The sequence below is a fragment of the Streptomyces sp. V4I8 genome, assembly GCF_041261225.1.
Taxonomy (GTDB): domain Bacteria; phylum Actinomycetota; class Actinomycetes; order Streptomycetales; family Streptomycetaceae; genus Streptomyces.
In genome coordinates this window covers 9,097,348-9,122,581 of the sequence record NZ_JBGCCN010000001.1, presented here as the reverse complement: position 1 = coordinate 9,122,581, position 25,234 = coordinate 9,097,348, and the positions used below count along the sequence as shown (strand labels likewise).

Here is a 25,234-nt window from a genome sequence, read left to right as displayed (position 1 = left end):
GGCGGACGGAAGTTGATGCGTGCGGGGGTGCCCTGGCCTTCGTTGGGGGGCGGGTCGGCGGGGTCAGGGCCAGAGTCGGCGCCAGTGCCAGGGCCGCAGCCAGTGCCAGAGCCGGAGCCAGGCCCGGAGTCAGTGCCAGAGCCGGAGCCGGCGCCAGAGCCGGTGTTGATTCCGACGCCACAGCCGGTCCCAGTAACGGAGTTGGAGCCGCTGCCATTGCCGGAGTCGCATCCGAAGCCAGAGCCAGAGCCAGAGCCGTCGCCGGAGCCCGTTCCGAATCCGACGCCCCCGCCAGAGCCGGTGCCCTCGCCGGTGCCGATGCCAGTGTCGAATCCGACACCAGCGCCAATACCAGTACTGGAGTTGAAGCCGACGCCAGCGCTCGCGCCGTAGCCAGGATCGGAGCCGGAGCCAGGATCGGAGTCGGATCCGACGCCAGAGCCAGAGCCAGCGCGGGTACCGGAGTCGAATCCGACGCCGGGCCCGTAGTCAAAGCCGGAGCGGGAGCCGGAAGCGAACCCGGAGCCGATGCCCGGGAACGGCCCGAACTCCGTCTCGGGCGGCGGCGCCATCACCACGAACCCCGGATCGCGGCCGCGCAGCCGGATGTCGACCGCCCCCGGGGCGAGTTCCCGTGAGATCTCGTCGGCGGCGGCCGACAGCGCACTGAGCAGCGTGAGCCGGACCGATGCCTCCAGTGGCGCCATCAGACGCTCCGCGGGCCCCAGAACCTCCTTGCCGGCGGCCTCCGCCGCGGCGAGGAACTCGCGGCGGAGGCTGTCGACGTAAGGCGTCAAGTTCATAGCGCCATAGTGGCACATCGATGGCGCCATGCACAAGTGTTCCGTTCCCCACGGGAAGCCCCAAAGGGAAGCCCGGGTTTCTCAACACCCTTTGCATGGCTCCTGCATACGGGCGCGAGGGAGGTTGCGCCACAGTGGCGCAACCCTGGCCGACGAGATGGCCGCCTACGCCCGCACGGCGCGGACCGGCAGGGAGTTCACGCCGGTCGTGTCGTAGCCGAGCGAGAAGACGGGCGGCTTGTCCGGGTCGGTGCGCAGTTCCGAGAAGCGGTCGAACAGGAGGTTCATGGCGACGCGGCCCTCCATCCGGGCCAGGGGCGCGCCCAGGCAGAAGTGGATGCCCCGCCCGAAGCCGAGATGCGGGTTCTTGGTCCGCGTCACGTCGAAGGCGTGCGGGTCGGTGAACTGGCGCCGGTCCCGGTTGGCGGACCCGTACCAGACCAGCACCATCTTCCCGGGCTCCATCCGCTGCCCGGCGATCTCCACCTCGCGGGTGGTCGCCCGATAGGTCGCCGCCACCGGGCTCAGATAGCGCATCGACTCTTCCAGCATCCCGGGGACCAGTGACCGGTCCGCGCGCGCCTTGGCGGCCTGCTCGGGGTAGTGGTCGAGGCACAGGACGGTGTTGCCGATGAGCATCGTGGTCGTCAGATAGCCGGCGATCAGCAGCATCTTGCCGAAGTTCACGATGTGGTTGTCGGTCAGCTTCAGCCCGCCGACCTCCGCCTCGACGAGCCGGCCCAGCAGGTCCTCCCGGGGATGGCGCCGGCACTCCGCGGTGTGCTCGCGCAGATAGTCGATCATCTGCCGCATCGGGCCCATGGACTCCTCGAAGACGCGCTCCTGCTCCTCCGTGTCGTCGGCCATCGACAGATCGCCCAGACTCTCCGTCATGCCGCGCATCCACTTCTCCAGCAGATGCCGGTCGGCGGCGGGGATGCTCAGCAGCTCGGCGACCACCGTCACCGGCAGCGGATACGCCAGGCTGCTCATCAGGTCGAACTCGTCCTCGTCGGCCACCGCGTCGAGCAACTCGTGGGTGAGCGCGGTGATCCTGGGTTCGAGATCGGCCACCACTCTCGGCGTGAACGCGTGACTGACCAGCTTGCGCAGTTCGCGGTGGTCCGGCGGGTCCGTCTGCAGCAGGTCGCCCTCGGTGAACGACTCGTCCACGCCCATGGGCAGCAGCTTCGCCGTCTCGGAGGAGAAGGTCCCCGGGTCGCCGAGGATCTCCATCGCCTCCGGGTAGCCGTAGACGTTCCAGGCGTCCATCTGCTCGTCGAACCGGACCATCCGCTCGGGCTCACGCCCGTACAGCCAGAAGTGCTCGGGGTGGATGCCCCACCGTTCGGCCAGCGATGTCATGTCTCTCCTCAGTTCGCGGCCCGGTCGGTGGCCATGGCCTCGCGCAGGCTCCGGGGGCGCATGTCGGTCCAGTGCTCCTCGACATGGGCCAGGCAGGCGGCACGGCTCTCGTCCTCCAGCACGATCCGCCAGCCGTCCGGGACGACAGCGAACGTCGGCCACAGCGAGTGCTGGTCCTCGTCGTTCACCAGGACGTGGAACCGGCCGTCGGCGTCGTCGAACGGATTGCTGCTCATGCGGTGACTCCCTTCTCGTGGGCGGCGGTGCGCCCGTTCACGATCGATCGCGCGATCTCGCCGCTGCGGACCGCGATGTTCGACAGCAGGGACGACGTCAGCCCGTGGCTGTGCTCGGTGCCGCCCTGCAGGTAGATCCCGCAGGCCAGCGCGTCCGTGGTGGCCAGCCGGTAGTCGCGGCCGACCCGGTGGCGCCCGTTCTCGTCCTGCAGGCAGTGGGCGTCGAGCTCGCCGAGGACCTCGGAGGGGTCCATCGGGTCGTAGCCCGTGGCGCAGACCAGGACGTCGACGTCCAGGTCATAGGAGGTGTCGCCGGCCAGCGAGTGGACGGTGACCCGGGTGTCCTGGGCGAGCCGCTTGACGTCGACGACCCGGGCCAGGTTGACGAACTCCAGCCGCCGGTGCCCGCTCACCTCGTCGTCGTAGGCACGCTGGTAGAGGTCGCGGATCACCTCGTCGTCGACCACGGAGTAGTTGGTGTTCTTGTGGTACTGCCAGATCGCGTCCTTCGACCGCTGCGAACCGCGGTAGAAGTCGTCGACCGCGTCCGGGTCGAAGACCTGGTTGGCGAAGGGGGTGTCGTCCGCGATGGAGTAGCCGTACGACGGGAGGATCGCGAAGACCTGTGCGTCCGGCAGGCTGTCGTAGAGGAAGCGGACGATCTCGGCGGCGCTCTGGCCGGCGCCTACGACGGCCACCCGCTTCAGCTCGCCGGGCCGGCGCCGGCGGAAGTTGTGCAGGAACGCCGAGCTGTGCCACACGGACTCGTCGCTCTCCACGCCGACCGGCATCCGCGGCACGAGGCCGGTGGAGATGACGACGTTGCGCGCGTCGACGCCGCGGATGCCGCCGGGCGCGGCCGGATCGCGCACCTCGACCCGCACGTGCTCCGCCGGTGCCGCCGACCCGGGGCGGGGCAGGCGGAGCGCGGTCACCTCGGCGTCGTAGGCGACCAGGTGCCGCACCCGCGCCTCGGCCCACTCCAGGTAGTCGTGGAACTCCCGGCGGGTCGGGAAGAAGTCCTGGTTGTTGACGAAGCGCGCCAGCCTGCCCTTGTCGTGCAGATACGACACGAAGCTGAACGACGAGGTCGGATTGCGGAAGGTGGCCAGGTCCTTGAGGAACGAGACCTGCATCGTCGCCGAGGGGACGAGCATGCCGCGGTGCCAGCCGAGCGACGACTGCCGCTCCAGGAACAGCGCGCTGACCGGTTCCGGGCTCTCCTCCAGGGCGATGGCGAGCGACAGGTTGGAAGGTCCGAACCCGATGCCCACGACGTCGTACGTTTCCGGTTCACGGGTGTCCACAGACAATGTCCCCTCAGTTTCCGGCCAGTGCTTGGCTGATGATCTTGCAGATGTCGGCGGCCGGGCGCGGCAGGTACATGTCCTCGTGGGCACTGTGGATGTCGTGCTGGTGGACGACGCCGTGGATGTACGGCTGCCACAGGTCCGCGAACGGCCCTTCCGGTTTCGGTACCGCGTTGAAGAACAGGGCGTCACCTCGGTAGGCCGGGGCGGCGAACTCCCGCATGAGGGCGGTGAAGTTGAGGCCGACGGCGACCGCGCGCTCCAGGAACGAGGTGTGGTCCGCGGAGTCGGCGGGGCCGGCGAGATGTGCGGCGAAGTAGTCGCGGATCTCGGCCTCGGTGGGCGGCGCCCGGTGTGCCAGCAGGGTGCTGGGCACGCTGTCGAGCAGGGCCAGCAGCGCCACCTCGTGGCCCCGGCGCTGGAGTTCGGCGGCCATGGCGTGCGCCAGGGTGCCGCCGGTGGAGTGCCCCAGCAGATGGAAGGGGCCCTCGGGCTGGACGGCCACCACCCGGTCGACGTAGTCCGCGACGACCTCCTCGATGGAGCCCGGCAGCGGTGCCACGCCGTCGAACCCCCGCGCCTGGATCCCGTACACGGGACGGTCCGCGGGCAGCAGGCCGGCGAAGCCGAGGTACGGCCAGCACAGGCCGCCGCCGGGGTGGACCCACCACAGCGGCTCCCGGTCGCCGTCCCTGCGGATGGGCAGGACCGGTGCGTACGGATCCGTGTGCTCATCGGCGCCGTCGTCCGTCTCCAGGGATACGGCGAGTTCGGCGACCGTGGGCGCCTGGAACACCGTCCGCAGCGGCACCTCGACGCCGAGCACGACGCGGATGCGGCCGGCGAGCCGGGTGGCCAGCAGGGAGTGCCCGCCGAGGGCGAAGAAGCTGTCGTCGACGCCCACCCGCTCCAGGCCCAGGACCTCGGCGAACAGCCCGCACAGGATGCTCTCGCGCGCGGTCCGCGGCGTGCGGCCGGTCACCGTCGCTCCGTAGTCCGGGTCCGGCAGGGCCCGCCGGTCCAGCTTGCCGCTGCGGGTGAGCGGCACCTCGGCGACGGTCGTCACGGCGGACGGCACCATGTACTCCGGGAGCCGCTCGCGCAGATGGGCGCGCAGCCCGTCGGGGTCGTCCGCCCCGGGAACGGGCACCACGTACGCGGCCAGCCGCCGGTCGCCGGGACGGTCGTCGACGATGACGACCGCCTGCGCAACCGAGGGGTGCGCGCGCAGCGCGGCCTCGACCTCGCCCGGTTCGATCCGGAACCCGCGGATCTTGACCTGGTCGTCCGCGCGGCCGCGGAACACCAGTTCGCCGTCCGGTGTCCAGGCCACCACGTCGCCTGTCCGGTACATCCGCTCACCGGGCGCGCCGAACGGGCAGGGCACGAAGTGCTCGCCGGTCAGCCCGGGGCGGCCGACATAGCCGCGCGCCACACCGTCCCCGGCGATGTACAGGTCGCCGGGCACCCCGGTCGGCACCGGCCGCAGCGCGGCGTCCAGCACGTACACCCGGGTGTTCTCGATGGGCCGCCCGATGGTCAGGGGGCCGCGGTCGGCGGTCAGCGGCGCGCCCATGGTGGCGCACACCGTGGCCTCCGTCGGTCCGTAGACGTTGAGCATGGTCCGGTCCGCCGACCAGCGGGCGACGAGCTCGGGCGGGGTCGCCTCACCGCCGACGACCAGGCAGGCGACGGTGGACAGGGCGTCGTCGGGCAGCGCCGCGAGCATCGAGGGCGTCATCATCACGTGGGTCACCCGGTGCGTGTCGATCGTCTCGGCCAGCGGGGTGCCCGGGGCCAGCCGCTCGGTGTCGGCCATGACCGCGCAGGCCCCCGACAGCAGCACCGTGAACAGCTCGCACAGCGACACGTCGAAGCTCGGCGAGGCGAGTTGCAGCATCCGGCTGTCCTCGGTGACCGCCATCCGTTCCACATGCGCGGCGACGAGGCTCGCGACCCCGCGGTGGGTGACGGCGACGCCCTTGGGGCGCCCGGTCGAACCGGAGGTGTAGATGACGTACGCCGTGTCGTCGACGGAGGCGGAACGGCCGACGGAGGCGGGGCAGCCGACGGGCACGGGACGGCTGACGACTCCGGGCCCTGGCTTCGGCAGCGGCTCGTCCAGCCGCAGGACAGGCAGCCCCGGCAGGTCGAGCGCCCCGGCGGTCGTGCCGTCCACGACGGCCAGGCCGGCCCCGGCGTCCGCCACCATGTACGCGACGCGGTCCGCCGGATACGTGTGATCGACCGGCAGATACGCACCACCCGCCTTCAGGACGGCCGTCAGCGCCACGACCAGGGTCGGCGACCGGCGCAGCGACACCGCCACCACCGAGCCCGGCCGTACCCCGCGCCGGACCAGCTCGTGCGCCAGCCGGTCCGCCTCGGCGTCCAGCTCCCGATACGTCAGCGACCGTTCCTCGGACACGACCGCCACGGCGTCCGGCGTCGCGGCGGCCTGCCGCGCGAACTGCTCGGCGACGGTCTCCACGGGCAGTGCCGCAGCCGTGCCGTGCCCCCGCGCGAGCGATCGTTCGCGCTCGGCCGGCTCCAGCGTGTCCACCCGCGCGACCGGTACGCCGGGATCCGCCGCGATCTGCCGCAGAACTCGCCCCAGACGCCCGGCGATGTCCAGTGCGTCTCCGTGGTCGAACAGGCCCTCGCGGTAGTGCAGGTCCAGCCGCAGCCGGGGCTCCGCGACGGCCGCGAGGCCCAGGGGGTAGTGGGTGCCGGCCGTCGAGTCGAACCCGGTGATCGTGACCCCGGTGCCGGCCTTCGCCTCCGCCATGGCGTCGTGGTCCACGGGATAGGACTCGAAGACGACGGCGGTGTCGAACAGGGTGGGCAGCCCGGTCGCCTGCTGGATGTCGGCCAGTCCGTGGTGATGGTGGTCGAGCAGCGCGGCCTGCCGTTCCTGGAGGCCGGTCAGGATCGCGCCCAGCGAGTCCATCGGAGCACAACGCACCCGAACAGGCAGGGTGTTGATGAAGAGCCCCACCATGGAGTCGGCCTCCGCCACGGCGGGCGGGCGGCCGGACACCGTGGTGCCGAACAGCACGTCCTGGCGCCCGGTCAGCTGGGCCAGCAGCACGGCCCAGGCCCCCTGCACCAGGGTGTTGAGGGTGACGCCCAGCTCGGCGGCGCGTCCGGACAGGTCCTGCGCGAGATCATCGGTGAGCGGGACGGGGACCTGCCGTGCCTCCGTCTCCCGTTCCGTCTCGGCGCCGGGGGCGAGCAGGGTGGGCTCGTCGAGGCCGTCGAGCTCGTCGGCCCAGGCCCGTGCCGACTCCTGCGGATCCTGGACGGTCAGCCAGGTCAGGAAGTCACGGTAGCCACGGACGCGGGGCAGCCCGGAGGGATCGCCGCCGGAGCCGTAAAGACGCAGCAGGTCCTGCAGCAGGAGGGGCAGGGACCAGCCGTCGAACAGCATGTGGTGGGCGGTCAGGACGAGTTCGCCACGGTCCTCGCCGCGTGTCACCAGGGCCATCCGCACCATCGGGGGTTCGGCCGGGTCGAAGTGCGCGGCCTTGTCCTGCGCGAGGAACCGCTGCAACGCCTCGACCTGCTCATCCTCCGGCAGCCCGGTCAGTTCCAGGTGCTGCCAAGGGAGTTGTACGCCGTCCAGCACCAGCTGAACGTGTTCGCCGCGTGCGTCGGTGACGAAGGCGGTGCGCAGGTTGGCGTACCGGTCCAGCAGGGCCTGACCGGCCGCCCGCATCCGCTCCGGATCCACCGCGCCCGCCAGGTGGTACACGGTCTGCAGGTGATACGCGTCGAACGACGACGCGTCCGCCAACAGCGCGTGGAACAACAAGCCGGACTGGAGTGGGGTCAGCGGCCAGACGTCGGCCAGCCCCGGATATCGCCGTTCCCACGCTTCCAGTTCGCCCTGGCCCACCGACACCAGGGGCACGTCCGAGGGGGTCAGTCCACCCGAGCCCGGTTCGGACACGTGACGGGCGAGAGCCTCCAGCGCCGTGCACCAGAGGTCCGCCAGTTCCTGCACGTCCGTACCGGACAGCAGCCCGGCCGGGAACGTGAACCTCGCGCTCAGCTCCGGGCCCTCGGCACCATCGGTGACCAGCGCGTTCACGTCGAGGACGGCCAGTGCGGGCAGGGCCGGGTCCAGCGTCGGGGACAGTTCGCCCGCGGTGGCGGACTGGGTCCAGCCCTGGCCGCGCAGCTGCTCGGGCATGTCCGTCGAGGAGAACCGGCCGAGGTAGTTGAAGGCGATCTGGCCGGTCGAGTACTCGGCGAGGGCGGCGCGGGTCTCGTCGTTCAGGTAGCGCAGCAGCCCGAATCCCAGACCCTTGTCCGGGACAGCCAGCAACCGCTCCTTGACCGCCTTGACGACGGTGCCCGCGGCAGGACCGCCCGCCAGCGCCTCGTCGAGGGAACCGGCCGGGACGTCCAGCCGTACGGGGAAGACGCTGGTGAACCAGCCGACGGTGCGGGACAGGTCGGCACCCGGGACCACGCCCTCCTCACGACCGTGGCCCTCCAGCCGCAGCAGCGTCGAGGACTCCTCCACACCACGGTTGCGCCGCCACTTGGCCACGGCCAGCGCCAGAGCCGCCAGCAGACCGTCGTTGACACCACCCCCGTACGCGCCCGGGAGCGCGCCCAGCAGCGTCTCCGTCACGGCGGCCGGGACCCGCACCCAGAGATCCTCCACGGTGGACTGCACATCCACCGCCGGGTCCAACGCCCGCGATCCCAGCAGCGGATCGTCCCCGTCCAACACCTCGTGCCAGTAGGCGAGTTCCGCGACGCGCCGCTCGCTGCCGGCCTCGTCCGCCAGGGCGTGCGCCCAGCGCCGCACCGACGTGACCACCGGAGCCGGCTCGGGCACCCGCCCCTCCCGCACCCGGCTCCACGCCTCCGCCAGATCCGGCAACAGGATCCGCCACGACACCCCGTCGACCACCAGGTGATGCAGCACGATCAACAGCCGCCCCGGCACCAGCCACACGAACTGCGCCATCACACCCGCAGCCGGATCCAACCGCCCGACAGCAGCATCCAACGCGGCCTGAACATCGGCCTCTTCATTGATCGTCAGCAGTTCTCGTACGTCCACGGATCCGGCCGGCGTCACCACCATCCCGTCGTCCACCAGCCGCGACCGCAACGCGTCATGCCGGTCCACCACCGCGGCCAGCGTCGCCACCAGCCCCGCCTCGTCGATGCCCGGCGGCAGATCCACCACCGCCGACATGGGGAACCTGTCCGTGCCGCGGCCCAGCTCCAGCAGGTAGTGCGCCATGGGCAGCAGGGGCATGGCGCCCACTCCCCCGCCGGCCAGTTCGCCCAGCTCCGCCGGGGCTTCGGCACGGCCGTCCGCCAGGTCCGCCAGACCGGCCACGGTCCGGCGTTCGAAGACGTCCCTGGGCTTGAGTTCGACGCCCTGGGCGCGGGCCCGGGCGACGACTTGGATGGAGCGGATGCTGTCGCCGCCGAGCAGGAAGTAGTCGTCGTCGACGCCTACCCGGTCGACGCCGAGGACCTCGGCGAACACCTTGGCGAGCGTCTCCTCGACCGGGGTGCCGGGCGCCCGGTAGTCGCCGCCCGTGAACACCGGATCCGGCAGCGCGGAGCTGTCCAGTCGGCCGTCGGGGGTGAGCGGAAGCCGGTCCAGCGTCACGAAGACCGACGGGACCATGGCCTCGGGCAGTCGTCCGGCGGTGAACTCCCGCAGCTCGGCCGCCTCGATGCCTCCGTCCGCCTCGATGCCTCCGTCCGCCTCGATGCCTCCGTCCGCCTCGATGCCTCCGTCCGCCTCGATGCCTCCGTCCGCCTCGATGCCTCCGTCCGTCGGGACGGCCGGCACGACGTAGGCCACGAGCCGGCGTCCGGTGCCGCGGCCCGCGTGGGTGAGCGCCACCGCCTGGGCTACGGCGGGGTGTTCCGTCAGCACGGTCTCGATCTCGTCGAGGTCGATCGGGGTGCCGCCGACCGTCACGAGGCGCTCGGCAGGTCCGGGCTCCGCCTCGGCGGCGGGGCGTACCGCGTCGGGCGCCCCGAGGGGCGCCTCCGGTCGGTCCACCAGGTGGCGCAGGGTGTCCACGTAGCGTGCCGTGATGCCCTCGGCCGTGGCGCGGTCGAAGAGGTCGGTGGCGTATTCGAGGAAGCCCACGACGCCCTGCTCCGGGACGTCGGCCATGGTGAGGAACAAGTCGAACTTGGCGGTGCCCGTGGAGACCGTGCGCAGCGTGGCCCGTACCCCGCCCAGCCGGAACTCGTCGCGCGGGATGTTCTGCCAGCCGAACATGACCTGGAACAGCGGGTGGTGCCCGGTGGAGCGGTCGGGGTTGAGCAGCTCCACGAGCCGTTCGAAGGGCACGTCCTGGTGGTCGTAGGCGGCCAGCGCCTTGTCCCGCACCTGGTCGACGACCTGGGCGAACGTGGGGTGGTCCGGCATGCGCACGCGCAGCACCCAGGTGTTGACGAAGAAGCCGACCAGGTCGGCCAGCGCCTCGTCGGTGCGGCCCGCGACGGGGGCGCCGACGGGGATGTCGTCTCCGCCGCCGAGCTGCCGCAGCAGGACGGCGAACGCCGCCTGGAGCACCATCGACGGCGTCGCCCCGTGCGCCCCGGCCAGCTCCCGCACCGCGGCGGTGAGAGCGGGGTCGAGGGCGAACTCCACCGTGTCGCCTCGCTGGCTGGGCCTCGTCGGCCGCGGGCGGTCCGTCGGCAGGCCCAGCAGCTCGGGGGCCCCGGCGAGTTCGTCCTTCCAGTACGCGCACTGCCGGGCCGCGAGGCTCGCGGGGTCGCGCTCGTCGCCCAGCAGGGCGCCCTGCCACAGCGTGTAGTCCGCGTAGTGCACGGACAGGTCCGGCCAGGCGGGGGCCGTGCCGTCGCTGCGGGCGGCGTAGGCGGTGGCCAGGTCCCGCGTCAGGGGCGGGATCGACTCGCCGTCGCCGGCGATGTGGTGCAGCACCAGCAGCAGGACGTGTTCTTCTGCGGCGCACCGCAGGAGACGCGCCCGTACCGGGAGTTCGGTGGCCAGGTCGAAGGAGTGCGTCACCTCCTCGGCGACCGTCTCGTCCACGGCTGCGGGGTCGGCATGGGTGACGGGCAGGTCCAGGTGCGCCTCGTCGGCCGGTACGACCCGCTGGTACGGCGTGCCTTCGGCGTCCTCGCCGACGAGGGTGCGCAGGGTCTCGTGACGGGTCACCAGATCGTGCAGCGCGATGCGCAACGCGGGCAGGTCGAGGGGGCCGTCGAGGCGCAGGACGACCGGGAGGTTGTACGTGGCGGACGGGCCCTCGAACCGGTCCACGAACCACAGGCGGCGCTGGGCGAAGGACAGCGGCACGCGCTCGGGGCGGGTGTCCGCGCGGCGCAGGGCGGGCCGTGCGGACGTCGTGGACGGCAGGCGTTCGGCGAGCCGGGCGACGGTGGGCGCGTCGAAGACCGCCCGGATCGGGATGTCCGCCCCGAGCGTGGTGCGGATGCGGCTGACGAGCCGGGTGGCCAGGAGGGAGTGCCCGCCCAGCGCGAAGAAGTCGTCGTCGACGCCGACCGCGTCCAGTCCCAGCACCTCGGCGACGAGCGTGCATAGCACCTGCTCCCGCGGGGTGCGCGGGCCTCGGGTCGTGGCTCCGCCGAACTCGGGTTCCGGCAGGGCGGCCCGGTCCAGCTTGCCGTTCGGGGTCACCGGCAGGGCGTCCAGCAGCACGAAGGCCGGCGGGACCATGTGGGCCGGCAGCCGATCCTGGGTGTGGGCGCGCAGCGCGGTGCGGAGCCGCTCGCGGCCCTCCCGCCCTTGTCCTTGCCGTACGTCGTGGTCGTCCGTCCGCCGCGGTACGACGTAGGCCGCCAGTTGGCGGGCGCCGGTGGATGTCTCGCGGGCGATCACCGCAGCGTGTTCGACGCCGGGATGGCCGTTCAACACGCTCTCGATCTCGCCGAGTTCGATGCGGAAGCCGCGGATCTTGACCTGGTCGTCGGTGCGGCCGAGGTACTCCAGGGAGCCGTCGGCGCGGCGGCGGGCGACGTCTCCGGAGCGGTACATGCGGCTGCCGGGTGCGCCGTACGGGTCGGCGACGAACCGTTCACCGGTCAGTCCCGGCCGGCCGAGGTAGCCCCGGGCCAGATGGGGGCCCGCGATGTAGAGATCGCCGGGGACGCCGTCGGGGACCGGTCGCAGCGCGCCGTCCAGCAGGTACACCCGGGTGTGGGGCACCGGGGTGCCCATGGGGGGCGCGGCGGAGCCGGACAGCGGCTCGCTCATGGTCGCGACGACCGTGGTCTCGGTCGGCCCGTACGCGTTGACCAGCCGACGGCCGGCGGACCAGCGCGCCACCAGCTCGCCGGAGGCGGCCTCACCGCCGACGGCCAGGCTGCGCAGCTCGTCGAGGTCGTCCGGGTCGAGGGTGGCCACGACGGAGGGCACCAGCAGGCTGTGGGTGATCCGCCGCTCGCGCAGGAACGTCTGGAGTGCCTCACCGGCGAGCGGTCCGTGCGGGGGTAGTACGAGGGTGGCCCCGGCCGGGAGTGCCATGAGTACGTCCATGAGGGCGCCGTCGAAACTGGCGGACGCGAACTGCAGGACACGGCTGTCGGGGGTGACCCGGAGCCGGTCGGCGAGCGCGGCGGCCAGGTTGGCGATGCCGGTGTGCGGCACCAGGACGCCCTTGGGCAGGCCGGTGGAGCCGGACGTATAGATGACGTAGGCGAGGTCGCCGGCGGACGGCCCGGGCTCCGGTGCGGTCGTCGGCCGGCCGGCGATCCGCTCCCGGTCCTCGGCGAGGTCGACGAGTTCGGTGCCGCTCCCGGCGAGCCCGGCGCGTGCCTGCGGGCCGGTGACCACCAGGCGGGCGCCGGAGTCGCGCAGCATGAAGGCCAGGCGGTCGGCCGGGTAGCCGGGGTCGAGCGGGACGTAGGCGGCGCCCGCCTTCACGATCCCGAGCAGGCCGACGACCAGGTCGGCACCGCGCTCGACGCAGAGGCCCACCAGGGTCTCCGGTCCGGCGCCCAGGGACCGCAGGTGGTGGGCGAGTTGGTTGGCGCGCTCGTCGAGCTCGCGGTAGGTGAGCCGGGCGCGCTCGTCCTCGACGGCGCATCGACCGCTCGGTGGCCCGGACTTCAGTGGCGTGCTGGCCGGTCAGGATCCGCTGCCGCTCGGCGGGGTCGAGCAGGTCGACCTGTCCGGCCACGAGCGCGGGGTCGGCGGCCAGTTGCTCCAGGACCCGGCGGAGACGGGCGGCGATCACGGTCACGGTGTCGCGGTCGAAGACGTGGTGCTGGTACTGGAGGGCGAGCCTGAGATGGGGGTCGGCGTCGGCCGTCACGACCAGCGGGTAGTGGCTGCCGGTGAACGGCGTGATGCCGGTGATGGCCACGCCCGCCTCGGCGTGGGCCGTGGTCAGCCCCACCCGGTCGACGGGGTAGGACTCGAAGACGACGGCGGTGTCGAACAGGGTGGGCAGTCCGGTCGCCTGCTGGATGTCCACCAGTCCGTGGTGGTGATGGTCGAGTAGCGCGGCCTGCCGCTCCTGCAGTCCGGTCAGGATCGCGCTCAGCGAGTCCGCCGGAGCGCACCGGACGCGAACGGGCAGGGTGTTGATGAACAGCCCGACCATCGAGTCCACCTCGGGCACCGCCCCGGGACGGCCGGACACGGTGGCGCCGAACACGACCTCCCGGCGCCCGGTCAGCGCGGCCAGGACCAGCGCCCAGCTGCCCTGCACGAGGGTGTTGAGGGTGACGCCCAGCTCGGCCGCGCGGCGGGTCAGCTCCCGGGCCAGCTCGGCGGTCAGCGGGACGTCCACCTGTCCCACTTCGGCGTCCTGTTCCGCCTCGCCGCCGGGGGCGAGCAGGGTGGGCTCGTCCACACCGTCTAGCCCCGGACTTCGCGGGTCACCGTTTCAGGTCTGTGGCCAGCGGGTTTGTCCGATGTCGGTGTCGAGTAGGTCGAGGAGGTGGAGTTGGACGCCGCGGGTGATCTGGACGGTGGGCGGGTCGGTGATGTTGCCGATGCGCAGGGTGAGTTCGCCGAGGTGGTAGAAGACCATGCGGCCGGTGGGGCGGACCCGGCGGTTGTCGGGGTAGAGGCCGCTCATGGTCTGCTCGGGGCCGAGCGCGCGTCTGACCTGCCGTTCGATCAGGCAGAAGACGAGCAGGGCCAGGCAGATGACCTGGATCAGGGCGGCAACGCGCCGGTTGTGCTGCACGAAGACCGGCGCGACCGCGAGCGGGCCCTTGAAGTCGTGGTATCTGCGCTCGACCGCGCCCTGGCCCTTGTAGTGGATCAGAGTCTGCCCAGCGTCCGCCTGGTCGGCGGGGACAGACGTCAGCAGTGCGTACCAGCCGTCGACCACGGCTTCCGCCTTCAGCACGCCGGTGTCGAAGTGCCAGGCCAGGACCGGGGTGCCGTCCTCGTTATCGGTGACGGTCCAGCGCAGACAAGAGGTGACACGGCGCTTGGCGGCGATGACACCGATTCGGGCGACGATCTTCTCCCGGGTCTTGTAGTGGCGTCCGCCGGCCGCAGCGGTGAGCTTGTTCAGGTCCTGGGCGGCCTTGGCCAGGCGTTTGTCCCGGGCTGCTTGCTGGCCGGCGGCGTTCGCGGTGGAGTGGACCAGGATCCGTCGCACGGTGAGCACAGGATCGCTCTTGCGGGGCCCGGTCAGGGTGTGGGTGTCCTCCAGCACGCGGTAGGTCTCGCGCCGCTCGGCGGGCTTGCCCGCCTCCCGGTTGGGCGTCCAGTCCACGATGGTGGCCTGCGCGGGATCGAGAGCGGCATAGACCTCGTCCTTGACCTGCGCGGCCGGGGCCGGGGCGATGAACTGGACCCCGGCCGCCAGCAGGGCACGGACGTTGGAGTAGGACACCAGCTTGGAGTCGGCGACCATCAGGAAGTCGCGTTCACCGGCCATGGCCCGCAGGTCCTTCATCGCGCCGACGACCTGGCTGACCTCGGCCGCACCACCGCCGAAGACCCGGGCATGGAGCGGGATGCCGCCGTCGGCCGACACCGCGAGCCCGGCCTGGACCTGCTTCAGATCGAAGCGCCGGTCCTTGGGATGCCCGTAGCCAATGACGGGGAAGTCCTCCTCCTGACCCTCGACCGGGAAGGCCCCGTGCACGGACATGCTGGTCATGTCCCAGTGCATCCGGGCCACATCGATCCCGAACTCACCGATCGCCCGCGCCCCGACCGTGCCCGCGATGTGCTCCAGCTGCGGAGCGATCGCATCCAGTGCCCGGGCCAGACGATCATCGTTGAGCAGAGCGGGCTCGATCCCGAAGACCTCTTCCACTGCCCAGCACCTGGCCCAGTCCTCCACCCGCACCAACGGCGCGGGCGACGTCAGCCGGTTGGCCACCAACGCCTCGATCACCTGCCCGTGCGTCACCAGCGCACTCGCGCCACCAGGACACACCTCGTCGACGATCCCGGCGACATCCAGCCGACGCAGAAACTCGGCAGCGACAGGCAGAGCGCCCAGACGCTTCTCCACCACGGACGTCACCGCCACTTCAAGACGCTGACGCTGAGACCGTGGCCGCGGGGACCGGGAAGTCATCGACACACCCCACCCAACGCCACACCCCCGGCCCAGGACACCCCGGACCGGTCACACCATACGAATCAACGACCCGCGAAGTACGGGTCTAGCTCCCGCGCCCACGCCCGGGCGGCCGCGTCACGGTCCTGGGCGGTCAGCCAGGTCAGGAAGTCACGGTAGGCACGGACGCGGGGCAGGCCGGAGGGATCGCCGCCGGAGCCGTACAGGCGCAGCAGGTCCTGCAGCAGGAGGGGCAGGGACCAGCCGTCGAAGAGTACGTGGTGGGCGGAGAGCACGAGTTCGCTGCGGTCGGGGCCCAGGGTGAGCAGCGTCAGGCGCAGCAGCGGGGGCCGGGCGGGGTCGAAGTGCGTGGCCCGGTCCCGCGTCAGGAACCGCTGCAACTCCTCGGCCCGCTCGCCCTCCGGCCTGCGGCTCAAGTCCAGATGCTGCCATGGCAGTTGTACGTCATCCAGCACCAGCTGAACGTGCTCGCCGCGTGCGTCGGCGACGAAGGCGGTGCGCAGGTTGGCGTACCGGTCCAGCAGGGCCTGACCGGCCGCCCGCATCCGCTCCGGATCCACCGCGCCCGCCAGGTGGTACACGGTCTGCAGGTGATACGCGTCGAACGACGACGCGTCCGCCAGCAGCGCGTGGAACAACAAGCCGGACTGGAGTGGGGTCAGCGGCCAGACGTCGGCCAGCCCCGGATATCGCCGTTCCCACGCTTCCAGTTCGCCCTGGCCCACCGACACCAGGGGCACGTCCGAGGGGGTCAGCCCGCCCGCGCCGGGCTCGGACACGTGCTTGGCCAGGCCCTCCAGCGCGGCACACCACAGGTCCGCCAGTTCCTGCACGTCCGTACCGGACAGCAGCCCGGCCGGGAACGCGAACCGCGCGCTCAGCTCCGGGCCCTCGGCACCATCGGTGACCAGCGCGTTCACGTCCAGGGAGGACAGGGCGGGCATGTCGGGGTCGAGTTGCGGGATCAGTGCCGCCGTGCCGGGGCTGCGGGTCCAGCCGTCGCCGCGCAGGTGCTCGGGCATGTCCGATTCGGCGAGCCGCCCGAGGTAGTTGAAGGCGATCTGGCCGGTCGAGTGCACGGCCAGGGCGGCGCGGGTCTCGTCGTTCAGGTAGCGCAGCAGCCCGAATCCCAGACCCTTGTCGGGGATCGCCAGCAGCTGCTCCTTGACCGCCTTGACGAGCGCGCCGACGGCCCGGCCACCGGCGAGGGCCTCGTCGAGATCGATGCCGCTCGTGTCGAGGCGGACCGGGAACATGCTGGTGAACCAGCCGACGGTGCGGGACAGGTCGGCTCCCGGGACCACGCCCTCCTCACGACCGTGGCCCTCCAGCCGCAGCAGCGTCGAGGACTCCTCCACGCCACGGTTGCGCCGCCACTTGGCGACCGCCAGCGCCAGAGCCGCCAGCAGGCCGTCGTTGACACCACTCCGGTAGGCGCCCGGGAGCGCGCTCAGCAGCGTCTCCGTCACGGCGGCCGGGACCCGCACCCAGAGATCCTCCACGGTGGACTGCACATCCACCACGGGGTCCAACGCCCGCGATCCCAGCAATGGATCCGGGCCCTCGACGATCGACCGCCACAGGTCCAGCTCCGCGACGCGGCTCTCGCTCACGGCCTCGTCCGCCAGGGCGTGCGCCCAGCGCCGCACCGACGTGACCACCGGAGCCGGCTCGGGCACCCGCCCCTCCCGCACCCGGCTCCACGCCTCCGCCAGATCCGGCAACAGGATCCGCCACGACACCCCGTCGACCACCAGGTGATGCAGCACGATCAACAGCCGCCCCGGCACCAGCCACACGAACTGCGCCATCACACCCGCAGCCGGATCCAACCGCCCGACAGCAGCATCCAACGCGGCCTGAACATCGGCCTCTTCATTGATCGTCAGCAGTTCTCGTACGTCCACGGATCCGGCCGGCGTCACCACCATCCCGTCGTCCACCAGCCGCGACCGCAACGCGTCATGCCGGTCCACCACCGCGGCCAGCGTCGCCACCAGCCCCGCCTCGTCGATGCCCGGCGGCAGATCCACCACCGCCGACATGGAGAAGCGGTCGATGCCGCCGCCGAGTTCGAGGAGGTAGGTGCCGATGGGCAGGTGCGGCATCGGGCCCACACCGCCGCCCTCCAGCTCGGGAAGCGTCGTCGGGGTCGCGGAGCGCGTGCCGACGGCTTCGGCGAGTTCGGCCACCGTCCGGCACTGGAAGATCTCCCGCGGGCTGATCTCGACGCCCTGGGCGCGGGCCCGGGCGACGACCTGGATGGAGCGGATGCTGTCGCCGCCGACCGTGAAGAAGTCGTCGTCCACGCCCACCCGGTCGAGGCCCAGGACCTCCGCGAACACTCCGGCGAGCGTCTCCTCGACCGGGGTGCCGGGCGCCCGGTAGTCGCCGCCCGTGAACACCGGATCCGGCAGCGCGGAGCGGTCGAGTTTGCCGTTCGGGGTCAGCGGCAGCCGGTCCAGCACGACGATGGCCGCGGGGACCATGAACTCCGGCAGACGCGCGGAGACGAACCGGCGCAGTTCCGCGACCGAGACGCCCGCGGTGAGGTCGACGTGCAGGTCGCCGAGGCTGTCGACGGTGCCGCCGGCGGCGCCCTCCGAGACCACATGGGCCACGAGTTGCTTGCCGCCGGGCCGGTCGTAGGTGGTGACCACGGCCTGGGAGACGCCGGGGTGCGCGGTGAGCGCGGCCTCGACCTCTCCCGTCTCGATGCGGAAGCCGCGCACCTTCACCTGGGCGTCGTCCCGGCCGGCGAACTCCAGCTCGCCGTCGGTGTTCCAGCGGGCGAGGTCGCCGGTGCGGTACATGCGCTGTCCGGCGGGGCCGAAGGGGTCGGCCACGAACCGGTCCGCCGTGAGGGCGGCCCGCCCGTGGTAGCCGCGGCCGATCGCGCCCGCCACATACAGCTCGCCCACCACGCCCGGAGGTACCGGGGTGAGGCCGGGGCCGAGGACGTAGGCGCGCATGTTGGCGAGCGGCACGCCGATCGGGGCGCTGCCGGAGACGCCGGACGCCGTCGGCTCGGTGGCGTCGCAGGTGGAGGCGTAGGTGGAGGCATAGAAGCTCTCGCTCTGGCCGTAGGCGTTGATGACCCGTACGCCGGGGAAGGCCTCCCGGGCGCGGCGGACCAGGGAGGTGGGGAGGGCCTCGCCGGCGAAGACCAGGGTCTCGACGGTCGTCTTGTCGGCGATGTGGTCGATGAGTTCGGCGAAGACGGAGGGGACCGTGCTGATGACGCTGCCCGACCAGCCGCCTCGCTCGCCGAGCACCAGGACGTCCCGGACGACCTCGACGGTGCCGCCGGTGCTGAGGGTGGTGACGGTCTCGAACACGGACACGTCGAAGTTGACGGACGTGCCGGCCAGCATCCGCGAGCCCGGGACGAGACCGACGGCGGAGGCCAGCCGGGTGACGCCGTTGACCACGCCGTGGTGGGTGATGGCGACGCCCTTGGGTGTGCCGGTGGAGCCCGAGGTGTACATGACGTAGGCGATGTTGTCCGGCCGTGCGGGGACGTCGACCGCCGGCGTCGGGCCGGTGGTGAGGTCGAGGTCGTCGAGGTGCAGCCGGGGGGTGGCGTCGTCGGGCAGGACGGCCTCGGTGGCGGCGTCGGTCAGGAGGAGCAGGGGCCGGGACTCGGAGAGGATCAGGTCCAGTCGGCTGCTCGGGTAGCGCGGGTCGATCGGCACATAGGCGGCACCGGACTTCAGGATGCCGAGCAGCGCCACGACCAGGTCGGCCGAGCGGGGCAGGGCCAGGCCGACCAGTGTCTCGGGGCCGGCCCCGCGCCGGACGAGTTCCCGGGCGAGACGGGCGGCGCGCTCGTCGAGTTCCCGGTAGGTCAGTTCGTCGGTGCCGTACACGACGGCGGTGGCGTCCGGCGTCGACTGCGCCTGGCGGGCGATCAGTTCGGTGACGGTGAGGTCGGGGGTGGGCTCGGTGGTGCCGGCCAGGCGGGCCAGGAGCTGCCGCTCGGCGGGCTCCCGTACGTCGACGGCGCCGATCCGGCGGCCCGGGTCGGCGACGAGCTGCCGCAGGGCCTTCAGGAACCGCTCCCCCATCCGCTCGACGGTGGCCCGCTCGAACAGGTCGGTCGCGTACTCCAGGGTGCAGCGCACGCCGTCGTCGACGTCGGCGAAGTTGAACTCCAGGTCGAACTTGGCGGTGGGGGTGGGTAGCGCCTCCAGATGTGCGGTGACGCCGGGCAGGTCGAGGTCGATGCGGGCGTCGGTCTGCCAGCTGAACATCACCTGGAAGAACGGGTGGTAGGCGGTGGACCGCTCCGGGTTGAGGGCCTCCACCAGCCGTTCGAAGGGCACGGCCTGGTGGTCGTAGGCGCTCAGTGCCTTGTCCCGTACCTGGTCGAGCACCCGGTTCAGGGGCGGGTTGCCGGACAGGTCGGCGCGCAGCACCCAGGTGTTGACGAAGAAGCCGACGAGGTCGGCGAGTGCCTCGTCGGTGCGTCCGGCGACGGTGGCGCCGAGGGTGATGTCGTCGCCGGAGCCGAGCTGGTGCAGCAGCACGACCAGTGCGGTCTGCATGGCCATGGACAGGGTCAGGCCGTGGTCGCGGGCCAGTTCCTGGACGGCGGCGCGCAGTTCGGGCTCGATCGTGAAGACGACCGCGTCGCCGTGGTGACTGGCCCGGGTGGGACGCGGGTGGTCGGTCGGCAGCCTCAGTTGCTGCGGGGCGTCGGCCAGTTCGTCGCGCCAGTAGCGCAGTTGGGTGGTGAGGACGCTGTCGGGGTCGTCGGCCTCACCGAGGAGTTCTCGCTGCCAGAGCGTGTAGTCGCCGTACTGGACGGGCAGTTCGGGCCAGTCGCGGGGCGTGGCGCGGACGCGGGCGGTGTAGGCGGCGGCCAGGTCGCGGGCGAGCGGGCCCATCGACTCACCGTCGGCGGCGGCGTGGTGCACGACCAGGGCGAGGAGATGCTCCTCGGGGCCGCGGCGCAGCATCCGGGCCCGGAGGGGGATCTCGGCGGTCAGGTCGAAGGCGTGGGCGGCCTCCTCCGCCAGGTGCCGGGCCACCTCGTCGGGCCGGACGTCGGTGACCGGCACGGTGAGCGACAGGTCGTCGACGGGCACGACCTGCTGGACCGGCATGCCGCCCGCGTCCTCGACGAAGCGGGTGCGCAGGCTCTCGTGGCGGACGACCACGTCCCGCACGGCGGCGGTCAGGGCGGCGACATCCAGCGCTCCGTGCAGCCGCAGGACGAACGGGATGTTGTAGGTCGCCGAGGGTCCCTCGAACCGGTCGATGAACCACAGCCGCCGCTGTGCGTAGGACAGGGGGATCATTCCGCGTCTCCTCCGCGTGCCTCGACGATCGCCGCGACCTGCGCGACCGTCGGGTTCTCGTAGAGCTCCTGCGTGGTCAGCCGGACGCCGAGCCCGTCGTCGATCAGGGCGAGCAGGCGGGTGGCCCGCACCGAGTTGCCGCCGAGGTCGAAGAACGAGTCGTCCCGGCCGGTCTCCGGCCGGTCCAGGGCGTCGGCCCAGAGGGCGGCGACGCGCCACTCCAGGTCCGTGGCGGGCGGGGTGTGGCGGCGCCGTGACCGTTCCGGGGCGGCGTCGAGCAGCAGCCGAGCGGTGTCGGCCCGGCCGTCGGCGGTCCGGGGGATGCGCGCCACCTCGACCAGCCGGACCGGCACCGGGCAGTCCCGGGTGACCGGTTCGACGACGGCCCGTACCGCTTCCGGGTCGGGGCCCTCGATGCCATCGGTACCGTCCATGCCGTCGGTACCGTCGATGCCGTCAGCGGTGTAGGCGACCAGCAGTTCGCGGGCGCGCAGCTGCTCGGGCACCAGGTCGTCGACGATGGCGGGGTGGGCCAGGTCGAGGCCGACGAGCAGGGAGTGCTCCGGCAGGCGCGCGGTGTCGAGGAAGAGCCGCAGTCCGTCGGCCGGTTCGATGGCCCTGAAGCCCCGGCTGCGGGCCGGAGCGGTCGACTGTCCGCGGTTCATGCCGACGCCGGTCCACATGCTCCAGGCGAGGCAGCGCACGGGGCGTCGGCGGATGTGATGCCAGTGGTCGGCGAACCCGGCGAGGAAGGCGTTGGCGGCGGCATAGGCGCCGAAGGCGTGCCCGCCGAACTCCCCGTTGACGGAGCCGAACAGCACGAGGGACGCCTCCGGCCGGTCCTCCAGGACGCGCCCGAGGGAGAGTGTCCCGGACACCTTCGCGCGGTACTGCCGGGCGAAGCCCTGCGTGGACTCGTGGACGAGGGTGTGCCGTTCGAGGTCGGCCCACTGGTCCGTGGGGTCCGCGCCGGCCAGGTGGAGCACGCCGTCGAGGCCTCGCCCGAAGCGGGCCTCCGCGCGGGCGACGGCCGCCTGGAGCGCGTCGGTGTCGGCGACGTCGAGCTGTTCGTGGACGACCTCGCCGAGGGCGCGGAGTTCGGCGAGCCGCTCGGCCTTCTCGCCCTCGGCGGGTGACCGGCCGGCCAGCAGCAGCCGTACGCCGTAGGTGGCGACGAGATAGCCGGCGATGTCGTGGGCGATGCCGCCGAGCCCGCCGGTGACCAGGTACAGCCCGCCCGGGGTCACGGGCGGCTGGGCGGAGCCGTCGTCGGCTTCGGCGACGGGGCTCAGCCGGCGCTCCAGGCGCCGTCCCTCCCGGGCGGCGACGATGCCGCGGTGGTCCGGGTCGGCGAGTTCGGCCCGGACGGCGTCCGCCCAGGTGTCGCGGTCGCCGGACAGGTCGACCTGACGGATCGTCAGGTCCGGGAGTTCGGCGATCGCGGTGCGCACCAGGCCGGGCAGGGCGCAGGTGCCGAGGTCGATGTCGTCGCCGGGCCGGGCGTGTACGGCGCCCGAGGTGAGCACGAGGACGAGGGGGGTGCCGTACGACCCGTCGGCGAGGGCGGCGAGCAGGGCGGTCAGTTCGGCGGTCGCGGTGGCGAGCCGGTCGGCCGGCTCGCCGGGGTACGACAGCGGCCGGCCGAGGACGATCGCCGAGAGCGGGCCGTGCCGCTCGGTGACCTCGGCGAGGAGTTGTCGCAGCTGCGCGCGGCCGCCCGCGTCGACGCGGTAGCGGTCGGGGCCGGCCGCGCGCAGCCGGTCGCCTCTGGAGACGGCGACCACCGGCCCGTCGACACCGAGGTGCCCGAGTTCGTCGTCCTCGGCGAGGACGAGCCGGACCCCGGTTCCGCCACCGGCCGCGGCGGGGCCGGGGAGTTCGGTCCACTGGCGCCGGGCCAGCCAGGTGCCGGGGGCCTGCTCCTCGGCGGCGGAGCCGATGACCCGGCCGTCGAAGGTGCCCGCGCGCAGTTCGGCGGCGAGGGCGCCGCGTTGGACCTTTCCGCTGCCGGTCTTCGGGAACTCCGCCTCGGTGACCGGGATCAGCAGGTCGGGGGCGAGGCCGACCTCGCGGACGAGGACGGCGCGTATCCCTTCGGCGATCCGGGCGAGTTCGTCGCTGTCCCTGCGCCGCGGCACGAAGAAGATGGCCAGCCGGTCCGAGCCGGCGCCCGGCTCCCGTACGCCCGTCGCGGCGGTGAAGGTGACCCGTACGCCCTCGACCTGTTCGACCACGCTCTCGATCTCGTGGGCGAGGTAGTTGACGCCGCGCACGACGATCTGGTCCTTCTTGCGTCCGGCGATGACCAGTTCACCGCTGCGCACGAACGCGAGGTCGCCCGTGCGGAACCAGCCGTCGTCGCCGAACGACTCTCGGTTGGCGTCGGCGTTGTTGAAGTAGCCGGTCATCATGGTGCGGCCGCGGATCTGCAGCTCGCCCATGCGGCCCTCGGGCAGGACCGCTCCGGAGTCGTCCACGATGCGCAGCCGCACACCGGGGATGGGCTGCCCGACGGTGGACAGGAGGACGGCGTCCCCGTCGCCCGGGTCGGTCTCGCGGATGGTGCCGCCGAGCGAGGCCGGGTCGACGGCGACGGTACCGGCGGCCGGGTCGTCGAGGCGCTGGCGGCCGTAGGTGACGCCGGAGCAGGTCTCCGCCATGCCCCAGGCCGGGACCATCGCGTCGGCGGGCAGCCCGTGCGGGGCGAGGAGTTCGAGGAACCGGTGGCTGGTGGCGGCGACGACCGGCTCGCCGCCGTTGAGGATGGTGCGGAACCGGGACAGGTCCCAGGTGCGTTTGGTGCGGATCTCCTCGGCGTGCTCGTTGACCATGACGAAGGCGAAGTTGGGTGCCCAGGTGTTGGTCGCGCCGTAGCGGTCGGCCCAGTCCAGCCAGAGCAGCGGGTCGGTGAGGAAGTGCTCGATCTTGGCGTTGACGTGCAGGCACCGCAGGAACACGTCGCGGATGTTGCAGTGGACGACGGTGACATGGTCGAACGGCATCCACAGCAGGCTGACCTCGTCGCCGCCCATCGCGCTGTACTGGGCGTAGGCGAGAGAGCGCGACACGACGGTGGCGTTGGTGTGCTGGACGCACTTGGGCACGCCGGTGCTGCCGGAGGTGAGCAGGTTGAGCACCGGGGAGTCGGGGGTGGCCGGGTACCAGTCGGTGTCGGGCGGGAAGGCGAGCAGTTCGCCCAGGGGGAGGACGCGTACGTCCGGCTCGTCCCACAGGTCGCGGACCTCGGCGAGGGCGGCGGCGGTGGCGTCGTCGGTGAGCAGCGGCGGGCGGTCCAGGAGGTGCCAGACGTTGTGCAGCCTGCGGTTGGTGTCGTTCGGGGCGCGGTAGGTGGTGGCGACGGCGACCGGGGTGGGGACGAACCCGCCGAGCACACACGCCCAGAAGGCGGTCAGATAGGCCCGGTTGTCGTCGAACTGGAAGAGCGCGGCGTCGCCTGGGCGCAGTCCGGCCGCGCGCAGCCCGGCGAGGACGCGCTGGGCCTCGGCGAGCAGCTGGGGGTAGGTCTGCAGGACGTCCTCGTTGCCCCGGGTGATGAAGACCGTGCCCTTGTCGGGGGCGAGTTCGGCCGCCGCGCGCAGAGCCTCCTGGAGGGTGGCGGGGGCCTCGTCGGGTGCGTGCAGCTCGCCGCCGTCGAGTTCGGCGGCCGGCCGGTCGGCGTCCCGGTGCCGCGGGGCCGGGTCGGTCCGCGGCACGGCGGCGGTCGCGGGAACGGAAGGAGCGGCGGGGCGTACGCCGTGGCGGACGACGGCGACCGCGTCGCCGACTCCGGTCACCGTCCTGGCGGCCGCGCCGATCTCGTTCAGGAAGCTCGGGCCGAGCGGGTCGCGGGACGTCATGCGGTCCTCCCGTGCGTGGCGGACAGGAGCTTGGCGCTCATGAAGGACACGACGTCGGCGGCGCCCGACTCCAGGAAGTAGAAGTGGCCGCCGGGATAGAAGCGGGCGTAGAACTCGGCGTCGGTGTGCTTGCCCCAGCCGGCGACGGAGTCGGTGGGGGTGCGCGGGTCGCTGTCGCCGCACAGCACGGTGATCGGGCAGTCCAGGGGGTCGGCCGGGGCGGGGCGGTGGCGCTCCCAGAGGGTGAAGTCCGTGCGCAGCACGGGCAGCAGGGACCGCATGACGAGGTCGTCGTCCAGGATCTCCCGGTCGATGCCGCCCAGCGCGGTCATCTCGGCGCGGAAGGCTTCGTCGGGCAGGTCGTGCAGCCGGCGGACGCCGGTGTGGTCCGGGGCGGGCTGCGCCGACAGGAACAGCTGCTCCGGCCCGCGCCTGCCGCGTGCCCGCAGCGCCTTCGCCAGTTCGAAGGCGAGCGCGGCTCCGCAGGAGTGGCCGAAGAAGGCGTACGGGCCGTCGAGCACCGGCCGCAGGGCGTGGGTGAGGGTGCTGACGAGCGGGCCGACCGCGGTGAACGGCTCCTCGGCGATACGGTTCTGCCGCCCGGGCAGCTGCACCGCCACCAGTTCGATCTCGGGCGGCAGCAGCCGCACCCAGTCGGCGTAGGCGGCGGCGCCGGCGCCCGCGTGCGGCAGGCAGATCAGCCGGTAGCGGCTCTCCGGTTGCCGGGCGCGCCAGATGTACGGCGTCTCGGCGACGAGTTCCCTGGTCTCCACGGTCATGAGCGCACCCCTCGCCGTTCGTCGGCGTTCGCTTGCTGTTGCGG

The 25,234-nt window shown here is 72.4% G+C and carries 7 protein-coding genes and 4 pseudogenes; all 11 read right to left on the bottom strand.

Features of this window, described 5'->3' with window-relative positions:
• Positions 1-560: 560 nt before the first annotated feature.
• Positions 561-803: pseudogene (locus ABIE67_RS41435) on the bottom strand (hypothetical protein); the annotation flags it as partial.
• A 165-nt stretch (positions 804-968) separates the two neighbouring features.
• Positions 969-2,168, bottom strand: a complete 1,200-nt coding sequence (locus ABIE67_RS41430) for a cytochrome P450 (protein WP_370266713.1) — start codon at positions 2,166-2,168, stop codon at positions 969-971.
• Between the two features lie 8 nt (positions 2,169-2,176).
• The gene (locus ABIE67_RS41425) at positions 2,177-2,404 is read right to left on the bottom strand and encodes an MbtH family protein (RefSeq protein ID WP_370266712.1); all 228 of its coding nucleotides are present in this window, start codon (positions 2,402-2,404) and stop codon (positions 2,177-2,179) included.
• Positions 2,401-3,711 carry a lysine N(6)-hydroxylase/L-ornithine N(5)-oxygenase family protein gene (locus ABIE67_RS41420; protein ID WP_370266711.1) on the bottom strand — a complete coding sequence of 437 codons (1,311 nt, stop codon included), beginning with the start codon at positions 3,709-3,711 and terminating at the stop codon, positions 2,401-2,403. The genes ABIE67_RS41425 and ABIE67_RS41420 overlap by 4 nt, the downstream gene beginning before the upstream one ends.
• A 13-nt stretch (positions 3,712-3,724) precedes the next feature.
• Positions 3,725-4,645 (bottom strand): annotated as a pseudogene (locus ABIE67_RS41415) (alpha/beta fold hydrolase); the annotation flags it as partial.
• Positions 4,646-4,780: 135 nt separating this feature from the next.
• A pseudogene (locus tag ABIE67_RS41410) lies at positions 4,781-12,808 on the bottom strand (amino acid adenylation domain-containing protein); the annotation flags it as partial.
• A gap of 76 nt (positions 12,809-12,884) precedes the next feature.
• Positions 12,885-13,490, bottom strand: a pseudogene (locus ABIE67_RS41405) (condensation domain-containing protein); the annotation flags it as partial.
• Positions 13,491-13,586: 96 nt separating this feature from the next.
• Complete coding sequence (locus tag ABIE67_RS41400) at positions 13,587-15,200, bottom strand: IS1634 family transposase (RefSeq protein WP_370251876.1); 1,614 nt, start codon at positions 15,198-15,200, stop codon at positions 13,587-13,589.
• A gap of 113 nt (positions 15,201-15,313) precedes the next feature.
• On the bottom strand, positions 15,314-20,554 hold the full coding sequence (locus ABIE67_RS41395) for an amino acid adenylation domain-containing protein (RefSeq protein WP_370266710.1): 5,241 nt from the start codon (positions 20,552-20,554) through the stop codon (positions 15,314-15,316).
• On the bottom strand, positions 20,551-24,411 hold the full coding sequence (locus ABIE67_RS41390) for an SDR family NAD(P)-dependent oxidoreductase (protein ID WP_370266709.1): 3,861 nt from the start codon (positions 24,409-24,411) through the stop codon (positions 20,551-20,553). The genes ABIE67_RS41395 and ABIE67_RS41390 overlap by 4 nt, the downstream gene beginning before the upstream one ends.
• On the bottom strand, positions 24,408-25,190 hold the full coding sequence (locus ABIE67_RS41385) for a thioesterase II family protein (RefSeq protein ID WP_370266708.1): 783 nt from the start codon (positions 25,188-25,190) through the stop codon (positions 24,408-24,410). The genes ABIE67_RS41390 and ABIE67_RS41385 overlap by 4 nt, the downstream gene beginning before the upstream one ends.
• Positions 25,191-25,234: the final 44 nt, after the last annotated feature.

Bases quoted from the DNA above. Each gene is read 5' to 3' on its own strand.
- ABIE67_RS41430 (WP_370266713.1), bottom strand. From the start codon at position 2,168: ATGACATCGCTGGCCGAACGGTGGGGCATCCACCCCGAGCACTTCTGG.
- ABIE67_RS41425 (WP_370266712.1), bottom strand. From the start codon at position 2,404: ATGAGCAGCAATCCGTTCGACGACGCCGACGGCCGGTTCCACGTCCTG.
- ABIE67_RS41395 (WP_370266710.1), bottom strand. From the start codon at position 20,554: ATGATCCCCCTGTCCTACGCACAGCGGCGGCTGTGGTTCATCGACCGG.
- ABIE67_RS41390 (WP_370266709.1), bottom strand. From the start codon at position 24,411: ATGACGTCCCGCGACCCGCTCGGCCCGAGCTTCCTGAACGAGATCGGC.
- ABIE67_RS41385 (WP_370266708.1), bottom strand. From the start codon at position 25,190: ATGACCGTGGAGACCAGGGAACTCGTCGCCGAGACGCCGTACATCTGG.